Source organism: Nocardioides renjunii (assembly GCF_034661175.1).
Classification (GTDB): Bacteria; Actinomycetota; Actinomycetes; order Propionibacteriales; family Nocardioidaceae; genus Nocardioides; species Nocardioides renjunii.
The window spans coordinates 264393-282432 of the sequence record NZ_CP141058.1; the positions used below are offsets into that span (position 1 = coordinate 264393).

At 72.9% G+C, this 18040-nt stretch carries 12 protein-coding genes, 1 tRNA gene and 1 other RNA gene; 11 read left to right on the forward strand and 3 right to left on the reverse strand.

Annotated elements, in window-relative coordinates:
• Positions 1-300, reverse strand: coding sequence for a type II toxin-antitoxin system VapB family antitoxin (locus SHK17_RS01170; RefSeq protein WP_322423845.1), 300 nt, complete (start codon positions 298-300; stop codon positions 1-3).
• Between the two features lie 57 nt (positions 301-357).
• On the opposite strand from SHK17_RS01170, the gene SHK17_RS01175 reads away from it, so the two are divergent.
• Positions 358-1986, forward strand: coding sequence for a helicase HerA-like domain-containing protein (locus tag SHK17_RS01175; RefSeq protein WP_322920804.1), 1629 nt, complete (start codon positions 358-360; stop codon positions 1984-1986).
• A gap of 399 nt (positions 1987-2385) precedes the next feature.
• Here SHK17_RS01175 and eccCa read toward each other — a convergent pair whose 3' ends face one another.
• Positions 2386-6390, reverse strand: coding sequence for a type VII secretion protein EccCa (eccCa, locus tag SHK17_RS01180; protein WP_322920805.1), 4005 nt, complete (start codon positions 6388-6390; stop codon positions 2386-2388).
• 173 nt (positions 6391-6563) lie between these two features.
• Here eccCa and SHK17_RS01185 point away from each other — a divergent pair, with 173 nt between their 5' ends.
• From SHK17_RS01185 to SHK17_RS01220, 8 genes are all read left to right on the forward strand, one after another.
• Positions 6564-7943, forward strand: coding sequence for a ubiquitin family protein (locus tag SHK17_RS01185; protein WP_322920806.1), 1380 nt, complete (start codon positions 6564-6566; stop codon positions 7941-7943).
• A 137-nt stretch (positions 7944-8080) separates the two neighbouring features.
• Positions 8081-8392, forward strand: a complete 312-nt coding sequence (locus tag SHK17_RS01190) for a WXG100 family type VII secretion target (protein WP_172268855.1) — start codon at positions 8081-8083, stop codon at positions 8390-8392.
• Between the two features lie 33 nt (positions 8393-8425).
• Positions 8426-8716, forward strand: a complete 291-nt coding sequence (locus tag SHK17_RS01195) for a WXG100 family type VII secretion target (protein WP_172257656.1) — start codon at positions 8426-8428, stop codon at positions 8714-8716.
• A 145-nt stretch (positions 8717-8861) separates the two neighbouring features.
• Positions 8862-10244, forward strand: coding sequence for a type VII secretion integral membrane protein EccD (gene eccD, locus SHK17_RS01200; protein ID WP_322920807.1), 1383 nt, complete (start codon positions 8862-8864; stop codon positions 10242-10244).
• A gap of 4 nt (positions 10245-10248) precedes the next feature.
• The gene (locus SHK17_RS01205) at positions 10249-11673 is read left to right on the forward strand and encodes a type VII secretion protein EccB (RefSeq protein WP_172268861.1); all 1425 of its coding nucleotides are present in this window, start codon (positions 10249-10251) and stop codon (positions 11671-11673) included.
• Positions 11673-12917 (forward strand): S8 family serine peptidase, encoded by a 1245-nt coding sequence (locus tag SHK17_RS01210; protein WP_322920808.1) that lies wholly within the window; start codon positions 11673-11675, stop codon positions 12915-12917. The genes SHK17_RS01205 and SHK17_RS01210 overlap by 1 nt, the downstream gene beginning before the upstream one ends.
• Positions 12918-12951: 34 nt before the next feature.
• Positions 12952-14019, forward strand: coding sequence for a sugar phosphate nucleotidyltransferase (locus SHK17_RS01215; protein ID WP_172268867.1), 1068 nt, complete (start codon positions 12952-12954; stop codon positions 14017-14019).
• 29 nt (positions 14020-14048) lie between these two features.
• Positions 14049-15350, forward strand: coding sequence for a UDP-N-acetyl glucosamine 2-epimerase (locus SHK17_RS01220; RefSeq protein ID WP_172268870.1), 1302 nt, complete (start codon positions 14049-14051; stop codon positions 15348-15350).
• Positions 15351-15401: 51 nt separating this feature from the next.
• On the opposite strand, the gene SHK17_RS01225 is transcribed toward SHK17_RS01220, so the two are convergent.
• Positions 15402-15486, reverse strand: a tRNA-Ser gene (locus SHK17_RS01225).
• 104 nt (positions 15487-15590) lie between these two features.
• Here SHK17_RS01225 and ffs point away from each other — a divergent pair.
• Positions 15591-15680: signal recognition particle sRNA small type (gene ffs / locus SHK17_RS01230), an RNA gene on the forward strand.
• A 92-nt stretch (positions 15681-15772) separates the two neighbouring features.
• On the forward strand, positions 15773-18022 hold the full coding sequence (locus SHK17_RS01235; protein WP_322920809.1) for a DNA polymerase III subunit gamma and tau: 2250 nt from the start codon (positions 15773-15775) through the stop codon (positions 18020-18022).
• Positions 18023-18040: the final 18 nt, after the last annotated feature.

The following is an 18040-nucleotide window of genomic DNA, read 5'->3' on the forward strand; positions in this document are numbered from 1 at the left end:
TCACTGGTCGGCCGCCTGGTGGACGCGGGCATGCAGGACGCTGCGCTGCTGGAGGGCCGCGCGCAGCGCGCGGTGCAGGCCGTCCTCGAGGTAGAGGTCGCCGCGCCACTGCACGACGTGAGCGAACAGGTCGCCGTAGAACGTCGAGTCCTCGTCGAGCAGCGTGTCGAGGTGGAGCGTGTCCTTGGTGGTCACGAGCTCGTCGAGCCGGACCTGGCGCGGGGGCAGGTCGGCCCAGGCGCGCGAGCTCAGCCCGTGGTCGGGGTAGGGCCGGCCGAGGCCCACCCGCTTGAAGATCACGCCGGTGATCATAACGACGCCCTCGTCGGCGCCCACCGCGCTGACTAGGCTCCGGGCATGACCGAGACTCCCGCCGCCGAGCCGACGCCGCCCCCGGCCGCACCCGCCGAGGACGCACCGGCGCCGAGCGACCCGATCGCGGAGGCCGTCGCGGCGGGCTACAGCTTCGAGGGCGCGGCCCTCGAGCTGGGCGGGCTGATGCTCGACGCGGACCGCCTCGCCGACGTGCACGTGCGGATCCCGCTCGCGATGCTCAACCGGCACGGCCTCGTGGCCGGCGCGACCGGCACCGGCAAGACCAAGACCCTCCAGCTGCTGGCCGAGCAGCTCAGCGCCAACGGCGTACCCGTCTTCGCCGCCGACATCAAGGGCGACCTCTCCGGTCTCGGCGTGCCCGGCGAGGCGAGCGACAAGCTCACGGCGCGCACCGCGAGCGTCGGCCAGGAGTGGACGGCGACCGGCTTCCCGACCGAGCTCTACGCGATCGGCGGGGAGGGCGTCGGCGTACCCGTGCGGGTCACGATGAGCGCCTTCGGGCCGACCCTGCTGGCCAAGGTGCTGGGCCTCAACGAGACCCAGGAGTCGTCCCTCGGCCTGGTGTTCTACTACTGCGACAAGCAGGGGCTGCCGCTGCTCGACCTGGCGGACCTGCGCGCGGTGCTGCAGTACCTCACGGGTGACGCCGCCGGGACGGCCGAGCTCAAGACGATCGGCGGCCTGTCGCCGCAGACCGCCGGCGTGATCCTGCGCGAGCTGGTGGCGTTCGAGGCGCAGGGTGCGGACGTCTTCTTCGGCGAGCCGGAGCTCGAGACCAAGGAGTTCCTCCGCACCACCGACGACGGGCGCGGCGTGATCAGCCTGCTCGAGCTGCCGAACCTGCAGGACCGGCCGGCGCTGTTCTCCACCTTCCTCATGTGGATGCTGGCCGACCTCTTCCACGACCTGCCGGAGGAGGGCGACCTCGACAAGCCCAAGCTGGTCTTCTTCTTCGACGAGGCGCACCTGCTCTTCAACGACGCCTCCGACGCCTTCCTCGACCAGATCGCCCAGACGGTGCGGCTGATCCGGTCGAAGGGGGTCGGCGTCTTCTTCGTGACCCAGTCGCCCACCGACGTGCCCGACGAGGTGCTGGCCCAGCTCGGCTCGCGCATCCAGCACCAGCTCCGCGCGCACACGCCCAACGACGCGAAGGCGCTCAAGGCGACCGTCAACACCTACCCGAACAGCGACTACGAGGACCTCGGCGAGGTCATCACGTCGCTCGGCATCGGCGAGGCCGTCGTGACCGTGATGAACGAGCGCGGCGCGCCGACCCCCGTGGCGTGGACCCGCCTGCGCGCCCCGGAGTCGCTGATGGACCCGGCGCCGACGGCCCAGATGGAGGCGGCGGTGGCGGCGTCGCCGCTGACCGCGAAGTACGCCGAGGCGATCGACCGCGAGTCCGCCCGCGAGCTGCTCGCCAAGAAGCTCGAGGAGGGCGCGCGCAAGGCCGCCGAGGACGCCCGGGTCAAGGAGATGGCCCGTGAGCAGAAGAACGAGCGGGTCACGAAGAAGTCGACGCCGAAGGCGGCCAAGGAGGACGACGGCCTGGTCATGGACGTCGTGAAGTCGCGGGCCTTCAAGGACTTCATGAGCACCGCCGCCCGGGAGATCGCGCGGGGGATGTTCAAGAGCGGGCGGCGGTAGGTGCTGCTCCCGGGGTCTGGAGTCCCCGGATATCCGGTGACCGCCGTGCTTATAGGTGGAGATCTCCACCTGTAGGTACGGAACTCGGGTGCAAAGCCCGGCTCGAGCGACGTACGACGGCCCTCCCGCAGCCGAGCGTCATACGGACCGTCAGCCATGGGCGCGGTTCGTATGACGTACACAGGGCCCCTGGGAGCTGCTGCCGTCTGGAGTCCCCGGATATCCGGTGACCGCCGTGCTGACAGGTCGAGATCTCCACCTGTAGGTACGGAACTCGGGTGCAAAGCCCCGGCTCGAGCAGGCGTACGACGACCCTCCCGCAGCCGAGCGTCAGACGAACCGGAACGCATGGGCGCGGCTTCGTCTGACGCAGCGGGGGATCACAAGCAACACCCCGGGTCACATCGTCGCGTCGAGCCAGGCCAGCTGCGCTGTCTGGGTCCCCCCGTCGCGGGTGACCACGCGCGCCCGGCCCTCGGGGGCGGGCTGGGGGCGCAGGTTGCCGATGAGGATGCCCTCGTCGCGCGGGCCGGAGAGCATCACGCCGGGCATGGCGAGGTCGCGCAGCGACTGGATCACCGGCTCGTAGAGGGCGCGGGACGCACCACCGGTGCGTCGCGCCACCACCACGTGGAGGCCGACGTCGCGGGCCTGCGCCATCAGCGGCTGGAGCGAGGAGACGGGCGAGGACTGCTGGGTGGCGACGAGGTCGTAGTCGTCGACCACCACGAAGACCTCGGCGCCGGTCCACCACGACCGGTTGCGCAGCTGGTCCGGGGTGACGTCGGGCCCGGGGATGCGGCCCTCGAGGTAGCTCGCGATGTCCTTGAGCGTCGGTGTCGCCTGGGTGGCGGACGTGAGGTAGTTGAGGAGGTACTCGTCGGGGACCTCGCCGAGCAGCGAGCGCCGGTAGTCGACGAGGACGATCTGCGCCTCCTTGGGCGTGCGGGTGCGCATGATCTCGTGGACGTACGTCCGCAGCAGGGCGCTCTTGCCCGACTGGCCGTCGCCGAAGATGAGCATGTGCGGCTCGGCGTCGACGTCGAGGCCGATGGGGGCGAGCTCTTTCTCGTTGATCCCGAGCAGGACGTGCCGCTCGGGCACCTGGCGCCGCACGGCGTCCTCGCGGATGGCCTCGAGCGTGACCATCTCTGGCAGCAGTCGCAGCTTGGGTCCCTCGGGGCCCTTCCAGGCAGCGGCCATCTTGTCGATGAGGTCGTCGACGCCGTCGCCGAGCGTGTCGGCGCTGCCGTCTCCGTCGATGCGGGGGAGTGCGCCGAGGAAGTGCAGCTTGGAGGGCACGAGGCCGCGGCCGGGGCGGCCGACGGGCACGAGCGCGGCGACCTTGCGGTCGACCTCCGAGTCGAGCGGGTCGCCGAGGCGCAGCTCGAGCTTGGAGCCGAAGACGTCGCGCATCGCGGCGCGGTAGTCGGCCCACCGCGTGGACGCGGTGACGATGTGGAGTCCGAACGTCAGGCCGCGCGCGGCCAGCTGCTGGATCTCCATCTCGAGGTCGTCGAACTCGGCGCGCAGCGTGCTCCAGCCGTCGATGACGAGGAAGACGTCGCCCCACCCGTCGTCGGCGCGGCCCTGAGCGCGGCGCGAGCGGTAGGTCTCGATGGAGTCGATGCCGTTCTGGCGGAAGTAGGCCTCGCGCCGGTCGACGATGCCCTCGACCTCCGCCATCACGCGGCGTACGACGTCGGGCTCGGAGCGCGTCGCGACGCCGGAGACGTGCGGCAGCCGGGTCAGCGGGGCGAACGTGCCGCCGCCGAAGTCGAGCACGAAGAACTGCGACTCCCGCGGCGTCGTCACCAGCGCCATGCTCGTCACGATGCTGCGCAGCAGGGTGCTCTTGCCCGAGCGGGGACCGCCGACGACGGCCACGTGGCCGGCGGCTCCGGTGAGGTTGAGCGTCATCGTGTCGCGACGCTGCTCGCGCGGGCGGTCGACCGTGCCGAGGGGGATGACCAGGCCCGGCACGTTGCGCCACTGCTGGGAGGTGAGGCCCAGCTCGGGGTGCTCGGCCAGGTCGGGCATCAGCTCGTCAAGGGTGTCGGGGACGTCGAGCGGCGGCAGCCACACCTGGTGCGCCTCGGGGCCCTTGCCGATCATCCGGGTGACGGCGACGTCGAGGAGCGAGGGCTGCTCGCCCTGCTGCTGCGGCTGCGGCGCCGGCATGTCGGCCCGCTCCTCGGCGGTCGGCGCGAGCGCCTGCACCTCGGAGATCGTGAAGGGCAGGATGCCGCGGATGGCGCCGCCCTCGTCGCGGGTGACGCGGGTGCGGCTCGACGGCGGCCCCGAGACGTACGCCGCCTTGAACCGCAGCAGCGTGGACTGGTCGGGCTTGAGGTAGCCCAGGCCCGGGACGGCGGGGAGCTCGTAGGCGTCCGGGACGCCGAGGACCGCGCGCGACTCACCGGCCGAGAAGGTGCGGAGCCCGACCCGGTAGGACAGGTGGGACTCCAGGCCGCGCAGGCGGCCCTCCTCGAGGCGCTGCGAGGCGAGCAGCAGGTGCAGGCCGAGCGAGCGGCCGAGCCGGCCGATGGCGACGAACAGGTCGATGAACTCCGGCTTGGCCGACAGCATCTCGGAGAACTCGTCGACCACGATGAACAGAGAGGGCATCGGCTCCAGCGGCTCGCCGTTGGCGCGGGCCTTCTCGTAGTCGCGCACCGACGCGTAGTTGCCGGCGTCGCGCAGCAGCTCCTGGCGACGCGTCATCTCGCCCGAGAGCGCGTCCTGCATGCGGTCGACGAGGGTGAGCTCGTTGGCCAGGTTGGTGATGACGGCCGAGACGTGCGGCATGTCGGCCATGCCGGCGAACGTCGCCCCGCCCTTGAAGTCCACCAGGACCAGGTTGAGCTGCTCGGAGGAGTGCGTCATGACCAGGCCGAGGACGAGGGTGCGGAGGAACTCCGACTTGCCCGACCCGGTCGCGCCGATCACCAGGCCGTGCGGGCCCATGCCCTGCTGGGCGGACTCCTTGATGTCGAGGTGGATCAGTCCGCCGGAGTCGCCGATGCCGATCGGCACCCGCAGGCGGTCGCGCGCCGGGCGCGGGCGCCACGCCGTCGCGGGGTCGTAGGTGAAGATGTCGCCGAGACCGAGCAGGTCCATGTGGTCGGGCGTGGTCGAGGTGATGTCGACGGCGCCGCCCGCCGAGGCGGACTCGGCGCTGGCGGTCTTGAGCGGGGCGATGCGCCGGGCGAAGGCCTCCGCGGTGGCGATGTCGCACTGGTCGGCGAGGGCCTTGACCGGCTCGCCGCGCAGTCGGAGCGCGCTCACCGGGCGCTTGCCAAGCTCGTCGGGGCCGCCGGCGAACTCCAGCCGCAGCCGGGTGGAGTCCTCGAGCTCGTCCCACCGCGCCGGCAGGTCGAGCAGCGTCACGCCGTGGAGGCCGTCGGGCGGGACGATGTGGTTGCCGGGCGGCAGGTGGCCCCCGTCGATCACCAGCAGGATGTGGGGCGTCGCCGCCCGCTCGTCGGCGCCGAAGCGCGGGCGGTCGCTGAGGTCGGGCGGCAGCAGGTTGCCCAGGTCGTCGAGCGAGGTCGAGACCAGCCGCATCGGCCCCACCGCGTCCGCCTCGCGGCTGCTCTGGGCGTGGGGCAGCCACTTGATCCAGTCCCAGTGCGTGAGGTTCTGCTCCGAGCTCAGCACCGCGACGATGAGCTGGTCGGGGTTCTGGAACGCCGTGGCCGAGCAGAGCATCGCCCGGGCGGTCGAGCGGACCTCCTCGGCGTCGCCGCACAGCTCGATGCGGTCGAAGGCGCGCAGGTCAATGGAGGCGGGCAGGTTGGGCTGGAGCCGGTGCACGACGAGCAGCCGGTGCAGGGCCGACGCCGCGGCCGGGTCGACCTGGTCGACGGGCGCGCTCTCGGGCGGCACCAGCTCGAGCGACAGCGGCTGCGAGCACAGGCCGTAGCGCACGTGGAGGAAGTTGTCGTCGGAGCCGGTGTGCTCCCACAGCCGGGTGCGGTCCTCGGCCAGCGAGGGGAGCGCGGCCGGCTCGGGGTGGTGCCAGTTCAGGGCACGGCGCTGCTGGTCGGCCGCCTCACGCGCCACCTTGCGGATGTTGGAGAGGTAGCGGAGGTACTCGGTGCGCGAGCCCGTGACCTGCTGTGCGCGCTGCTTCCGCTGCCGGTCGATCTGCACCACGATGAAGCCGAGCGTGGCGAAGAGGAACATGCCGGCGGCGAGGAAGCTGCGGCCGCGGTTGGAGCCGCTGCCCATGGTCGCCACGAGGACGATGGAGCCCAGGCTGCCGAGCATCGGGATGGCGTTCATCAGCACGCCGCTGGCGCCCTCGCCCTCCTGCAGCTCCGGCGGAGGCTGCAGGACGATCTGGCCGCCCGGCATCTCCGGCTCGTCGAGCCGCTGGCCGCCACGCAGTGTCGTGCTCACGCATCCCCCGTTGCCTCACCTGATGGAGTCGCGATGATGATAGGTGCGCGCACCACCGCCCGCGACCGGGAGCACGCCGCGCTGTCCGCAGGTCGGGGCGGGACCCGGGGCGGGCGGGTCGACGATGGCCTACCCTGCACCGGGAAGCGCCCGCTGCCGCGAAGGGGGATCCGTTGTCGGAGGTCGCGATGCCCGGCTCCGCCGAGGCGACCATCGCCGTGAGCGTCCACGGCCCCGCCGGGGTGCTCGACCTCGTCGTCCCGGCCGGCGCGACCTCGGTGGACGTCGCCCGGGAGTACGCCAAGCAGGCCGAGCTCGCGGGCGCCGGCGGCGGGATCCCGCTGCTGCAGACGTCGCTCGGCCAACGGCTCAACGCCGCGCAGCCGCTCAGCGAGGCGGGCATCCAGGCCGGTGACGTGCTGGTGGCGACCACCGGCGTGCACCGCCCGCGCAAGGTGACCCTGCTCGAGGCCGCCAAGAACGCCCCGGAGAGCCCGGCGCTCGCCTCGATGATGGCCACGATCGCCGCCCTCGCCGCCGTCCTCTCCTCCTGGTACGCCGCCCGCGCGACGGACGAGACCGTCCGCACGACGGCCGTCGGGGTGCTGCTGGCCTGTGCGCTCGTCGGTGTGCTGCCGGTCGGGCGCCACGCTCGTCAGCGCGCCGCCGCCGCTCCGGCCTTCGCCGCGGCCGCCGCGTTCGCCGCGCTCCACGAGCCCGGCGTGCACCTGCTCCCCGCGATCCTGGGGGCGGCCGGCATCTCAGCCGCCGTGGTCGCCGGCATCGGTCGCGCCCTGTCGGTCGGCAGCGACGAGACCAGCACCGTGTGGATCGCGTCCGGGCTGACCGTGTTCGCCTGCTGCGCCGTCCCGGCGCTGCTGGGCTGGGACGCCCGGGTCGCCTGGACCCTGCTGGTCTTCCTCTCCATGATGGCGGCGCGGTTCGCCCCGTCGCTCGCGATCGACGTGCCCGACGAGGCGCTGCTCGACCTTGACCGGCTCGCGGTCACCGCCTGGTCGGCGCGCGACAGCACCCGCCGGGGACGACGCGGTCGGATCGTCGTGGCCGCCGACGCGATGGAGCGGCTGGTGCACCGGGCCTCGCGGATCGTGACCGGCGCCGCGGCAGCGATCCTGGTGACGGTGGTGGTCGCCAGCCCCCTGCTGCTCCACGCCGCCTCCACCGACCTCGACCGCATCGGCGCGCGCTGCCTGGTGTTCTTCGCCGGCTGCTCGCTGCTGCTGGCCGCCCGGTCCTACCGCCACGCCGCCGCCCGGGCGCTGCTGCGGATGGCCGGCCTCGGCGCGCTGACCGCCCTCACCGTGCACCTCGTCGCGGGCGCCGGCGCCGGGCACGTCGACACCTTCTTCTACGTCGCTGTCGGCCTCGGTGCGATCGCCCTCGCGGCGGCCGTCGCCACCGGCCGCGGGTGGCGCTCGGTGTGGTGGTCGCGCCGGGCGGAGGTGGCCGAGTCCCTGTGCGGCAGCCTCGCGTTCGCCTCGGCCGTCGTGGCGGCCGGCGTGTTCCGCCGCCTGTGGGAAATGACTTCCTAGGTTTAGCCCCGATTTCGTCGGGTAGATGCACGTCAGCGCGGGGGGTCGGGACGTCTCCCCGGGCACCGGATCACCACCAGTGGATCACCAACACAACACTCGGTTCGGTTCGACCGCCGAGGGAGAAGGAAACTTCCATGAGCGACATGTACGGCCAGACAGAGAAGGCCCTCTCCAAGGGCGCTGACTTCGTCGACCAGGCCCGCGGTGACGTCAAGAACAAGTGCGGCGTCCTCTCCGGCAACATCCAGACGATGATGGGCGGATGGGGCGGCCAGGGTGCCACCGCGTTCAACAACCTCATGATCGCCTGGGACCAGAAGCAGGAGACGATCCTCAAGGCCCTCGACCAGCTGTCGGCGTCGATGAAGGAGACCGAGCGCGACAACGTCTCGACCGACGAGAACCAGTCCGCCACCCACGCCAACCTCCAGGGCCGTCTCGGCTGACGCCGACACCCTTCTGAGATCTAGGAGATCGACATGACTTTCGACGGAATCAAGGTCCAGCACGGCTCCCTCGACGCCGGTGCGGCCGACGTGATGAAGGCGGCCAAGGACATCGAGGCCCGCCTCGACCAGCTCGAGAACGAGCTCAACCCCCTCAAGTCGGACTGGAACGGTAACGCCAAGATGGCCTACGACCAGGCCAAGGCCAAGTGGGACCAGGCCATGACCGAGATGACCCTCCTGCTCCAGCAGGCCAGCCAGGGTGTCGACGCGTCCAACGCCGAGTACAAGGCCGCCGACGCGCGGGGCGCCAACCGCTTCTGAGCGCAGGCCACCGGCCGAGGCCGGTCGTCCCTCCGGGGATGGCCGGCCTCGGCCCATTTCCGCGCCGCAGTCGCCTAGGCTGCTCTCCGTTCAGCGCCCGGCCCCGCCGGCCGGCGCAGGTGATGCACGTTCAGGGGGAACATCGATGAGTCAGGGGTCCTCGGTCGCCTCGGGCCTGGTCCGGGTCACCATCGCCTCGGGGTCTCGACGGGTCGATCTCGTGCTGCCCGGGTCGATCCCGGTCGCCGAGCTGGTGCCGGAGCTCGCCCGCTCGGTGGGCCTGCTCGACGCCTCCACCGTCTACGGCGGCTACCGCCTGGTGACGCAGGAGGGGCGGATCCTCGCCGCCGACGCCGGACTCACCATGCAGGGGATCGAGGACGGCGGCCTGCTCACCGTCTCCGCCGGCGTCGACGAGAAGGCGCCCCGCGTCTACGACGACGTCGTCGAGGCGATGGCCGACGTTGTGGAGAACGAGCTCAAGCCGTGGGAGCCGGCCGCCGGACGGCGTACGGCGCTCGGCGCGGGCAGCATCCTCCTCGGCCTGGGCGCGCTGGCGCTGCTGCTCCAGGGCGAGAGCCTGCTGGGCGGCGTGGCCGCCGCGGTGATCGCGGGCCTGCTGGTGGTGGGTGGCATCGTGCTGGCCCGCGCCCAGGGCGAGCCCGAGGCCGGCGTGGTCGTCTCCCTGCTCGCCGCGCTCTACGCCGGCGTCGCTGGGCTCCTGCTGGCGCCGGGCGACCTGCCCGCGTGGAGCTGGCCGCTGGACGACGCCTTCTTCACCGACCCGCTGCTCTTCGCCGGGCTGGGCGTGCTCGCCGTGGGTCTCGCTGCCGTGGTGGGCCTCCAGGACGGCCGGCCCCTGGTCATCCCGGCCGTGGTCGTGGGTGCCGTCCTGGTGGCCGGGTCCGTGGTGATCCGGGTCTTCGACCTCGACCCCGGGCCGGTGTTCACCGTGCTGATGACGCTCGTGGTGCTCGCCGGCAGTGTCCTGCCGTGGCTGGCCCTCGGGGTGACCGGCACCACCGTCGACCAGCTCTACTCCCTGCACGACATCACCGCCGACCCCGACGAGATCGACCCCGACGAGGTCGCCGACGACGCCCGGGTGGGCCACGAGATCCTGCTCGCGGTGTCGGCGACGGTCGGCACGCTGCTCGTCCTCCTCGCGCCGTTCGCGGTGGACCGGGGCGTCTACGGCACCGTCCTGGCCGCGGTCTGCTGCCTCGCGGTCATGTTCCGCACCCGGCAGTACCGCACCAGCGCCGAGGTGCTGGCGGGCCTCGCGTCCGGCATCCTCGGCCTGGTCTCGGTCGCCGTGTCGATGCTGCTCATCCACGACGGCTGGCGCTCCGGTGCCGCGATGGGCCTGGCCGCCCTCGGTGCCCTGCTGCTGGCGCTCACCCTCGTCCCCGCCTCGGCCTCCGTGCGGCGCGGCCGGCTGGGCGACGTGGTGGAGACGATGACCCTGCTCGCACTGCTGCCGCTCATGGTGCTGGCGGCCGGCTTCGTCGCGGCCGTGGCGGGCTGAGCCGATGGCCACCAAGAAGGACCTCGTCGAGGCGCACGCCTTCAGCCGCCGCCGTCTGGTGACGGCGTTCGTCTCCGGGGCGCCCGGCGGCCGCGAGGTCGAGCCCGTGCGACCCGGCCGGGTGCTCATCGGCGGCGTGGCCCTGTCAGTGCTGCTGCTCGCCGGCGCGGCGATCGCCGGCTTCCTGCTCGGGCGCCCGCCGGCGCAGTGGCTCGACGAGGGCAGCTTCATCATCTCCAAGGACACCGGCGAGCAGTACGTCGTCCTGCGCGGCGGCGACGACCCGATGATCCAACGCGTGCCCAACTACGTCTCGGCCCAGCTGCTGCTCGAGCAGGCCGAGCTCACCCCCTACACCGTGCGCGACAAGTACATCCGCACCGTCCAGCTCGGCGAGGACCTGGGCATCGAGGGCGCCCCCGCGGGTCTCCCCGCGGCCGACGAGCTGGTCGACGACGGGTGGACCGCCTGCACCGCCGACGGCTTCGGCATCAAGGTCGCCGTCCAGCAGGAGCCGGGTGTCGAGGACCTGACCGGGTCGGCGTTCCTCGTCTCCACCAAGGGCAAGGAGTGGCTGATCGCGACCGCGCCGCCCGTCGGCTCCACCCAGGGCCGCGCCTACCGGTTCCCGATGCCCGCCGACGACACCAGCGCCTCGACCATCGGTGACCGGCTCGACTTCACGTCGGCGCCCGTCGAGGTCGACCAGGACTGGCTCAACCTCTTCCCGCTCGGTGACGCGCTGGAGAAGGACGCCTTCGGGGTCACCCGCGACGGCGAGCCGGTGCCCTACGGCGACACCCGCACAGACCTCTCGGCCTACCAGGTCGGCGACCTGCTCCGCTCGGCCAGCGGCCGCTACTACCTCCTCGGTGACGAGGGTCCCGAGCGGCTGTCGGCCTTCGCCGGGGAGGTCTACTCCGTGGTCGGCCGCCAGGCCACCGAGCTGTCGGAGGACCTCGTCGTCGACTTCGCCATGACCAGCTCCCCCGCCGAGTGGCCCTCGGAGCTGCCGACCGCGGTCAGCACCGGCGCGCTCTGCGCGGTGCTCCACCCCGGCACCGACGGCGACCCGGCCGTCACCCTCGCCACCAACCCCACCGGTGCCGCCGACCCCGCCGAGACCGACGCCGCGGTCCGCGCCGGTCGCCACGACGTCGACGTCGAGCCCAGCGCCGGCGCCTACGTCCTGTCCGGGTCCGACACCGCCGCCCCCGGCGGGACGCCCTACGTCATCGACACCAAGGGCGCGCGCTACACGCTCGGCCCCCGCGTGCCCGAGTTCATCGGCTACGCCGAGGTGGAGCCGCCGCTCGTGCCGAGCGCCTGGCTGCAGTTCTTCGACACCGGGGTGGCGCTCTCGACCAACAGCGCACGTCGGGTCTCCGAGGACGCACCGCCACCGGAGTCCGAGGCGGACGCCGGGTGATGGGACCGGCACGCCTGCGTACGACGCTCGCGGCCGGCGTGGTCGCAGCGTCGGTCGTCCCGGTGTGGGCCGGATCGCCGGCCCACGCCGACCACGACGCCCCGTGCTCGGTCGGCGAGGTGCCCGGCTCCGAGCGGCTGGCCGACACCCACGAGAAGGACAACCCGGTCTTCGACCGGATGCACGTCGAGCAGGCGCAGGAGCTCGCCATGGGCCGCGGGGTCGACGTCGCCGTCATCGACAGCGGCGTCATGCGGGTCGACGGCATCACGGTGGGGGGTGCCCGCGCCCTCGCCGGCGCCTCCGGCACCGGCCTGCTGTCGGGCCACGGCACGATCGTCGCCGGGCTCATCGCCGGTCCCCGGGGCGTGGCGCCCGGCGCGACGGTCTTCGACTACAAGGTCTACGACTCCGACACCGCCGACGTGTCGCAGGGCCAGAAGCAGCCGACCTCCGCCGGGATCGTGGCCGGGATCGAGGCGGTCATCGCCGACGACCGCCAGGTCGGCTTCGACGTGGTCAACATCTCGCTCGCCGTCGACTCGTCCGACCCCGCGCTGAAGGCCGCGGTCGCCCGTCTGGTCGCCCTCGACGTCGTCGTGGTCGCGTCCGCAGGCAACGTGGAGGAGGGTGACGGGTCCGACGACGAGGGGTCCCGGGGCACACCGGGCAACGACGCCGAGGTGTTCCCCGCCGACTACCCCGGCGTGCTCGCCGTGAGCGCCACCCCGCCCCAGGGCGAGGACCCCAGTGCCTACGTCGTGCCCAACCTCGACACCGACGTCGCGGCACCGACGGTCGGAGCGATCTCGGCCAACGCCACCGGACAGGTGTGCGTGGTCGGCGAGGTCGCCACGTCCTGGGCCGCCGCCGAGGTGAGCGGCATCCTGGCGCTGCTGCGCGAGCGCTTCCCCCGCGAGACCCCGCGGCAGCTCGTCGCGCGGCTGCAGGCCACGACCGAGGGCGCCGGGGCGCCGCAGGGTCCGGACGCCGTGGTCGAGAACCCCTGGACGGGAGCGGGCGTGGTCCAGGCCCACGACGCGCTGACGCGCGAGATCCAGCCCAGCCGCCGTGGCACGGTGAAGACGACCGTCGCCGAGACGCGCGCCGACGCCCAGGCGCCGCCGGCCCCGGAGCGCGTCGACCTCTTCAGCACCCCGCGCGCCATCCTGCTGTGGGCCGGCCTGGTCGCGGGGTCGCTGCTGGCGCTCGCCTTCATGCTGCGCCCGTTGCTGCGACGCTGAGTCAGGCGGTGGTGCGGCGTGATGGAATCGCCCCATGACCGACACCTCGGACGAGCCCGTTGCCGTCATCCTGGCCGGCGGGCAGGGCTCGCGCCTGTGGCCGATCAGCCGTGACCGCGCCCCGAAGCAGTTCCAGCCCGTCGTGCGCGACCGGCCGCTGCTCACCGGCACGATCGAGCGGCTCAGCGAGATCGTCGACCCCCGCCGCATCCACGTCTCCACCCGCGCCCGCTTCGCCGACGCGGCCCGCGCCAACCTCGGGCCGGTGCCCGCGGAGAACCTGATCCTCGAGGAGGACCCGGCCGGTCCGGCGACCGCCTTCGCGCTGAGCGTCGCGACCCTGACGCACCTCTACGGCAACGCGCCGGCCCTCATCGCCCCCTCCGACCACCTGATCAACGAGGAGGAGGCCTTCAACGCCGCGTCCCGCGACATGCTCGCGCAGCTGGAGAAGACCCCCGAGTCGATGGTGGTGCTCGGCGCCGAGCCCAGCAGGTACGACCCGAGCCTGGGCTACATCCACACCAAGGACGGCGACGGCAGCGTCGAGGTCATCGACTCCTTCCACGAGAAGCCCGACCAGGAGCTCGTCGACGAGCTGTCCGGCACGGGGTCGCTCTACTGGAACACCGCCTGCTACGGCGTACGCGTGGGGCAGGCGTGCGAGGCCTACCGCACCGCCCTCCCGCTGATCTTCGACTCGATCGAGCGGTTCGCCCGCAGCCAGGGCACCGACCAGGCCTACCGCGGCGCCACCATCGGCGGCCACGAGATCTACCCCCTGATGTGGGCCGGGATGGAGTGCCTGGTGGTCCCGCGCCGGCTCGGCTGGACCGACGTCGGCACCTGGACGCGCCTCGAGCGCGTGCTGCACGACCAGCGGGTCACCTCGATCGGCCCGGCGCTCCAGCTCGACGCCGAGGACGTCCTGGTCGCCAGCATGGACGGCCGGCCGGTCGTGACCCTCGGGGCGAGGGGGCTCATCGTGGTGACCCACGAGGACGCCGTCTACGTCCTCGACAAGAAGAAGGCCCTCGACACCCCCACCCTGGAGCGGCTGCGTTCGCTCCTCGCGGCCAGCACCCGCGAAGATCTCCTCTGACCTCCCACCGCTCCCCAGCGAAGGAACCCATGTCGCACGAGAACAGCCAGCACATCGTCGTCGTCGGCACCAAGCCCGACATCATCAAGCAGGCGCCGATCTACCACGAGCTGCGCAACCGCGGGCACGACGTGGTGCTGTGCCACACCGGCCAGCACTACGACCACAACCTCTCGCAGTCGATGCTCGACGAGTTCGGCGTGCGCGAGGACGTCAACCTCGAGGTCCGCGGCGGGGTCAACGACCTCGTGTCGGGGATCACCGCCAAGCTGGCGCTCTACCTGCGCGGCTTCGCCGAGCGCGGCGGCTTCCCGATCACCTACGTGCACGGTGACACGACCACCGCCATGGCCGGCGCGCTGGCCACCTTCGGCGAGCGGCAGGCGCTCGTGCACGTGGAGGCCGGCCTGCGCACGCTCTCGCCGAAGCCCGAGGTCCTGCGCGGCTGGATGGAGCAGGGCGCCGACCTGGACTGGGCGTCGTTCCGCGAGCAGTCGATCGACCGCGCCAGCTGGTCCAAGGGCAGCCGGGAGCCCTCGCCGGAGCAGTTCAACACCCGCGTCGCCGACGCCGGCTCCGACCTGCACGCCGCGCCCGTCGAGCTCAACCGCGAGTTCCTGCTCGAGGAGGGCTTCGCCCCGGCCGCCATCGACGTGGTCGGCAACTCGGTGGTCGACGCGCTGCAGCAGGCGGTCGCCGGTAGCGACAAGAACCAGGTCCTGCAGAAGTACCCGCAGATGGGCGACGGGTCGTTCCTGCGCTTCTGCGTGCACCGCCGCGAGAACACCACCAACCGTGACCGCTTCAACCTGCTGATGGACGCGATGGAGGAGCTGCTCGAGCAGGGCCACCACGTCCTGTTCATCCGCCTCCTCGGCACCGAGGCCGCCATCGACAACTTCGGCCGCCGCCAGTGGCTCGAGGACCTCGAGGCCAGGTACGGCGACGCGCTGATCTCGACGCCCGTGTGGGACAGCTACCTCGACGTGGTCGCCGCGATGTCGATGTGCGCGGTGATCGTCACCGACTCCGGCAGCATCGTGGAGGAGGCCAACGTCCTCGAGGTGCCCTGCGTGACGCTGCGGTTCGGCTCGGACCGGTCCGAGACCTTCCTGGCCGGCAGCAACTTCCTCGCGCCGCCGATCCACAAGGACCTCATGGTCAGCGTCATCCACCACGTCTTCGAGCACCGCGCCGAGCTGTCGTGGGAACGGGTCTACCCGGAGAAGGCGTCGGCGATGCTGGTCGACGCCGTCGAGCGGCGCCTCGACGACAACAGCCTGCTCATCTCGGAGGAGTGGCGCTACGGCCTGCGCGCCCAGCTGCGCTGAGCCGAGGACGACGACGGCCCCGCACCAGCAGGTGCGGGGCCGTCGTGTCGGCGGAGGTAGGGGGATTCGAACCCCCGAGGGCGTTAACCCAACCCGCTTTCCAAGCGAGCGCCATAGGCCACTAGGCGATACCTCCGCCGAGGAGAGTACCGGTCGCCCCGGTGCCGGTGAAATCGCGTACGCCGACGCCGCCGGTCCCCGGGTTTGGGCGCCCGACATCGGCTCGCCTAGACTCCCGGCAACCCCCCACGCGGCGTCACCTCGCCCAATCCCCCAGGGCCGGAAGGCAGCAAGGGTCAGTGAGCTCTGACGGGTGCGTGGGGGGCCTCTTCATGTCCGGGGCTCGCACGGGGACGGACCGGGGACGGACCGGGGGCCACGCCCGGTGTGCACTGTGGGTCCGCCCGGTTAGGGTTCACGACGTGGAGTCACCGCTCGCGCTCTATCGCCGCTACCGGCCCGAGACCTTCCAGCAGGTCATCGGGCAGGACCACGTGACGGAGCCCCTGCGCGCGGCCCTCGCCGCCAACCGCGTCAACCACGCCTACCTCTTCTCCGGGCCCCGCGGCTGCGGCAAGACCACCTCGGCGCGCATCCTGGCCCGCGCGCTCAACTGCGCCCAGGCGCCGGTCTCCGACCCGTGCGGCGAGTGCGACAGCTGCCGCGAGCTCGCGCGCGGCGGCACCGGCTCGCTCGACGTGATCGAGATCGACGCGGCGAGCCACAACGGCGTGGACGATGCCCGCGACCTGCGCGAGAAGGCGTTCTTCGCGCCGGTGCGCGACCGCTACAAGGTCTACATCATCGACGAGGCCCACATGGTCACGCCGCAGGCCTTCAACGCGCTGCTCAAGCTCGTCGAGGAGCCGCCGCCGCACCTCCGGTTCATCTTCGCCACCACCGAGCCCGACAAGGTGCTGCCGACCATCCGCTCGCGCACCCACCACTACCCCTTCCGGCTCATCCCGCCGCGCCTGCTCAGCGACTACCTCTCCCAGCTCGCCACCGAGGAGGGCGTGGCCATCGAGCCGGCCGCCCTGCCGCTCGTCGTGCGCGCCGGTGCCGGCTCGGCCCGCGACACCCTGTCGGTGCTCGACCAGCTGCTCGGCGGCGCCGGCCCCGACGGCGTCACCCACAAGCTGACGACCGACCTGCTCGGCTTCACCCCCGACTCGCTGCTCGACGAGGTCGTCGAGGCCTTCGCGACGCGCGACGGTGCCTCGGTGTTCTCCGTGGTCGACAAGGTCGTCGAGACCGGGCAGGACCCCCGCCGCTTCACCGAGGACCTGCTGCGCCGGCTGCGTGACCTCGTCATCGTCACCGCCGTGCCCGGCGCCCCGGCCACCGGGCTCATCGACGTCCCCGAGGACGCGGGCGAGCGGCTCGTCGCGCAGGCCGCCCGGTTCGGCGCGATCGAGCTCAGCCGTGCCGCCGACATCGTGGCCGCCGGCCTCACCGAGATGCGCGGCGCGACGGCTCCGCGGCTCCTGCTCGAGCTGCTGTGCGCCCGGGTGCTCCTGCCCGGGGCCGACCACACCTCCGAGGGCGTGATGGCCCGCCTCGAGCGCCTCGAGCGCCGTCTCGACGTCACCGGCGCGCCGACCCCGGCCGCCCAGGCCCGCGCGGCGGCCGTCCCCGCCGCGGCCGCGCCCGCGACGGACCTCCCGCAGCCCGTCGCCCCGGCGGCGCCCACCCACGCGGCGCCTCCCGCAGCGACCCCGACGGCACCTGCAGTAACGCCCGCGGCAGTGCCCGCACAGTCACGGCCCGCCCCGGCCCGGTCCGACGAGCCCGCACCCCCGCCGCCGGTCCCCACCGCGGCGCCGGCGGAGGGCCGGGACGACGGCCCGCCGCCGCCCCCGCCGATGCCGTCGGCGGTGCCGGCTGACGGTCACGCCCCGTCCCCCGCGACCTCGTCGGAGCCCGGTCCGCAGGCGCCGCCGGTGGTCGCCGAGCCGGCCCCGGTCGCCGCGGCCCCGGCCGCCCCGGGTGACCCGGTGGCCGAGCAGCCCGCCGGTCCGCGCGGCGGCCTCAGCCTCGTCGACGTACGCCGCCTGTGGCCCGACATCCTCGAGCAGACCAAGAACCGTCGCCGCCTCGCGTGGATGGTGCTCTCCCAGCACGCCCACGTGGTCGACGTCGACGGCACCCGCCTGACCGTGGGCTTCGCCAACGCCGGTGCCCGCGACTCGTTCGTCAACGGCGGCTGCGACGAGATCCTGCGGCAGGCCGCCATCGACATCGTCGGCATGGACTGGCGCGTCGAGTCGATCGTCGACCCCTCGGGCGCCGCCGCGGAGGCCCCGGTCGTGCGCCAGTCGGCCACCGCGCCGTCCCCCGACCCGACCTCGCCGTCCGTGGCCGACCTCGCCGGCCGCCCGCCCGGCGGCGCGGCCCAGGAGGCCCCCGACGGCCCGCCCTCCTGGGTGACGGGCGACGCCGCCCCGCCCCCCGTGGCCGCGCCCCAGCCCTCGGTCTCGGCGGCGCCGGCCCGCGAGGCGCTCCAGGCCGCCCGCGCCGGGGGTGCGCCCGAGCCGTCGGAGCCCGTGCGGTCGGCCGACGACGACGTCGACCCCGACGACCCGGACGCCGAGTCGGGCGCCCTCGACACCGAGTCGCTGCTCAGCCAGACCCTCGGTGCCAAGCTGATCGAGGAGATCAGGAACGACTGACCGGCACCGTCCTGCTCG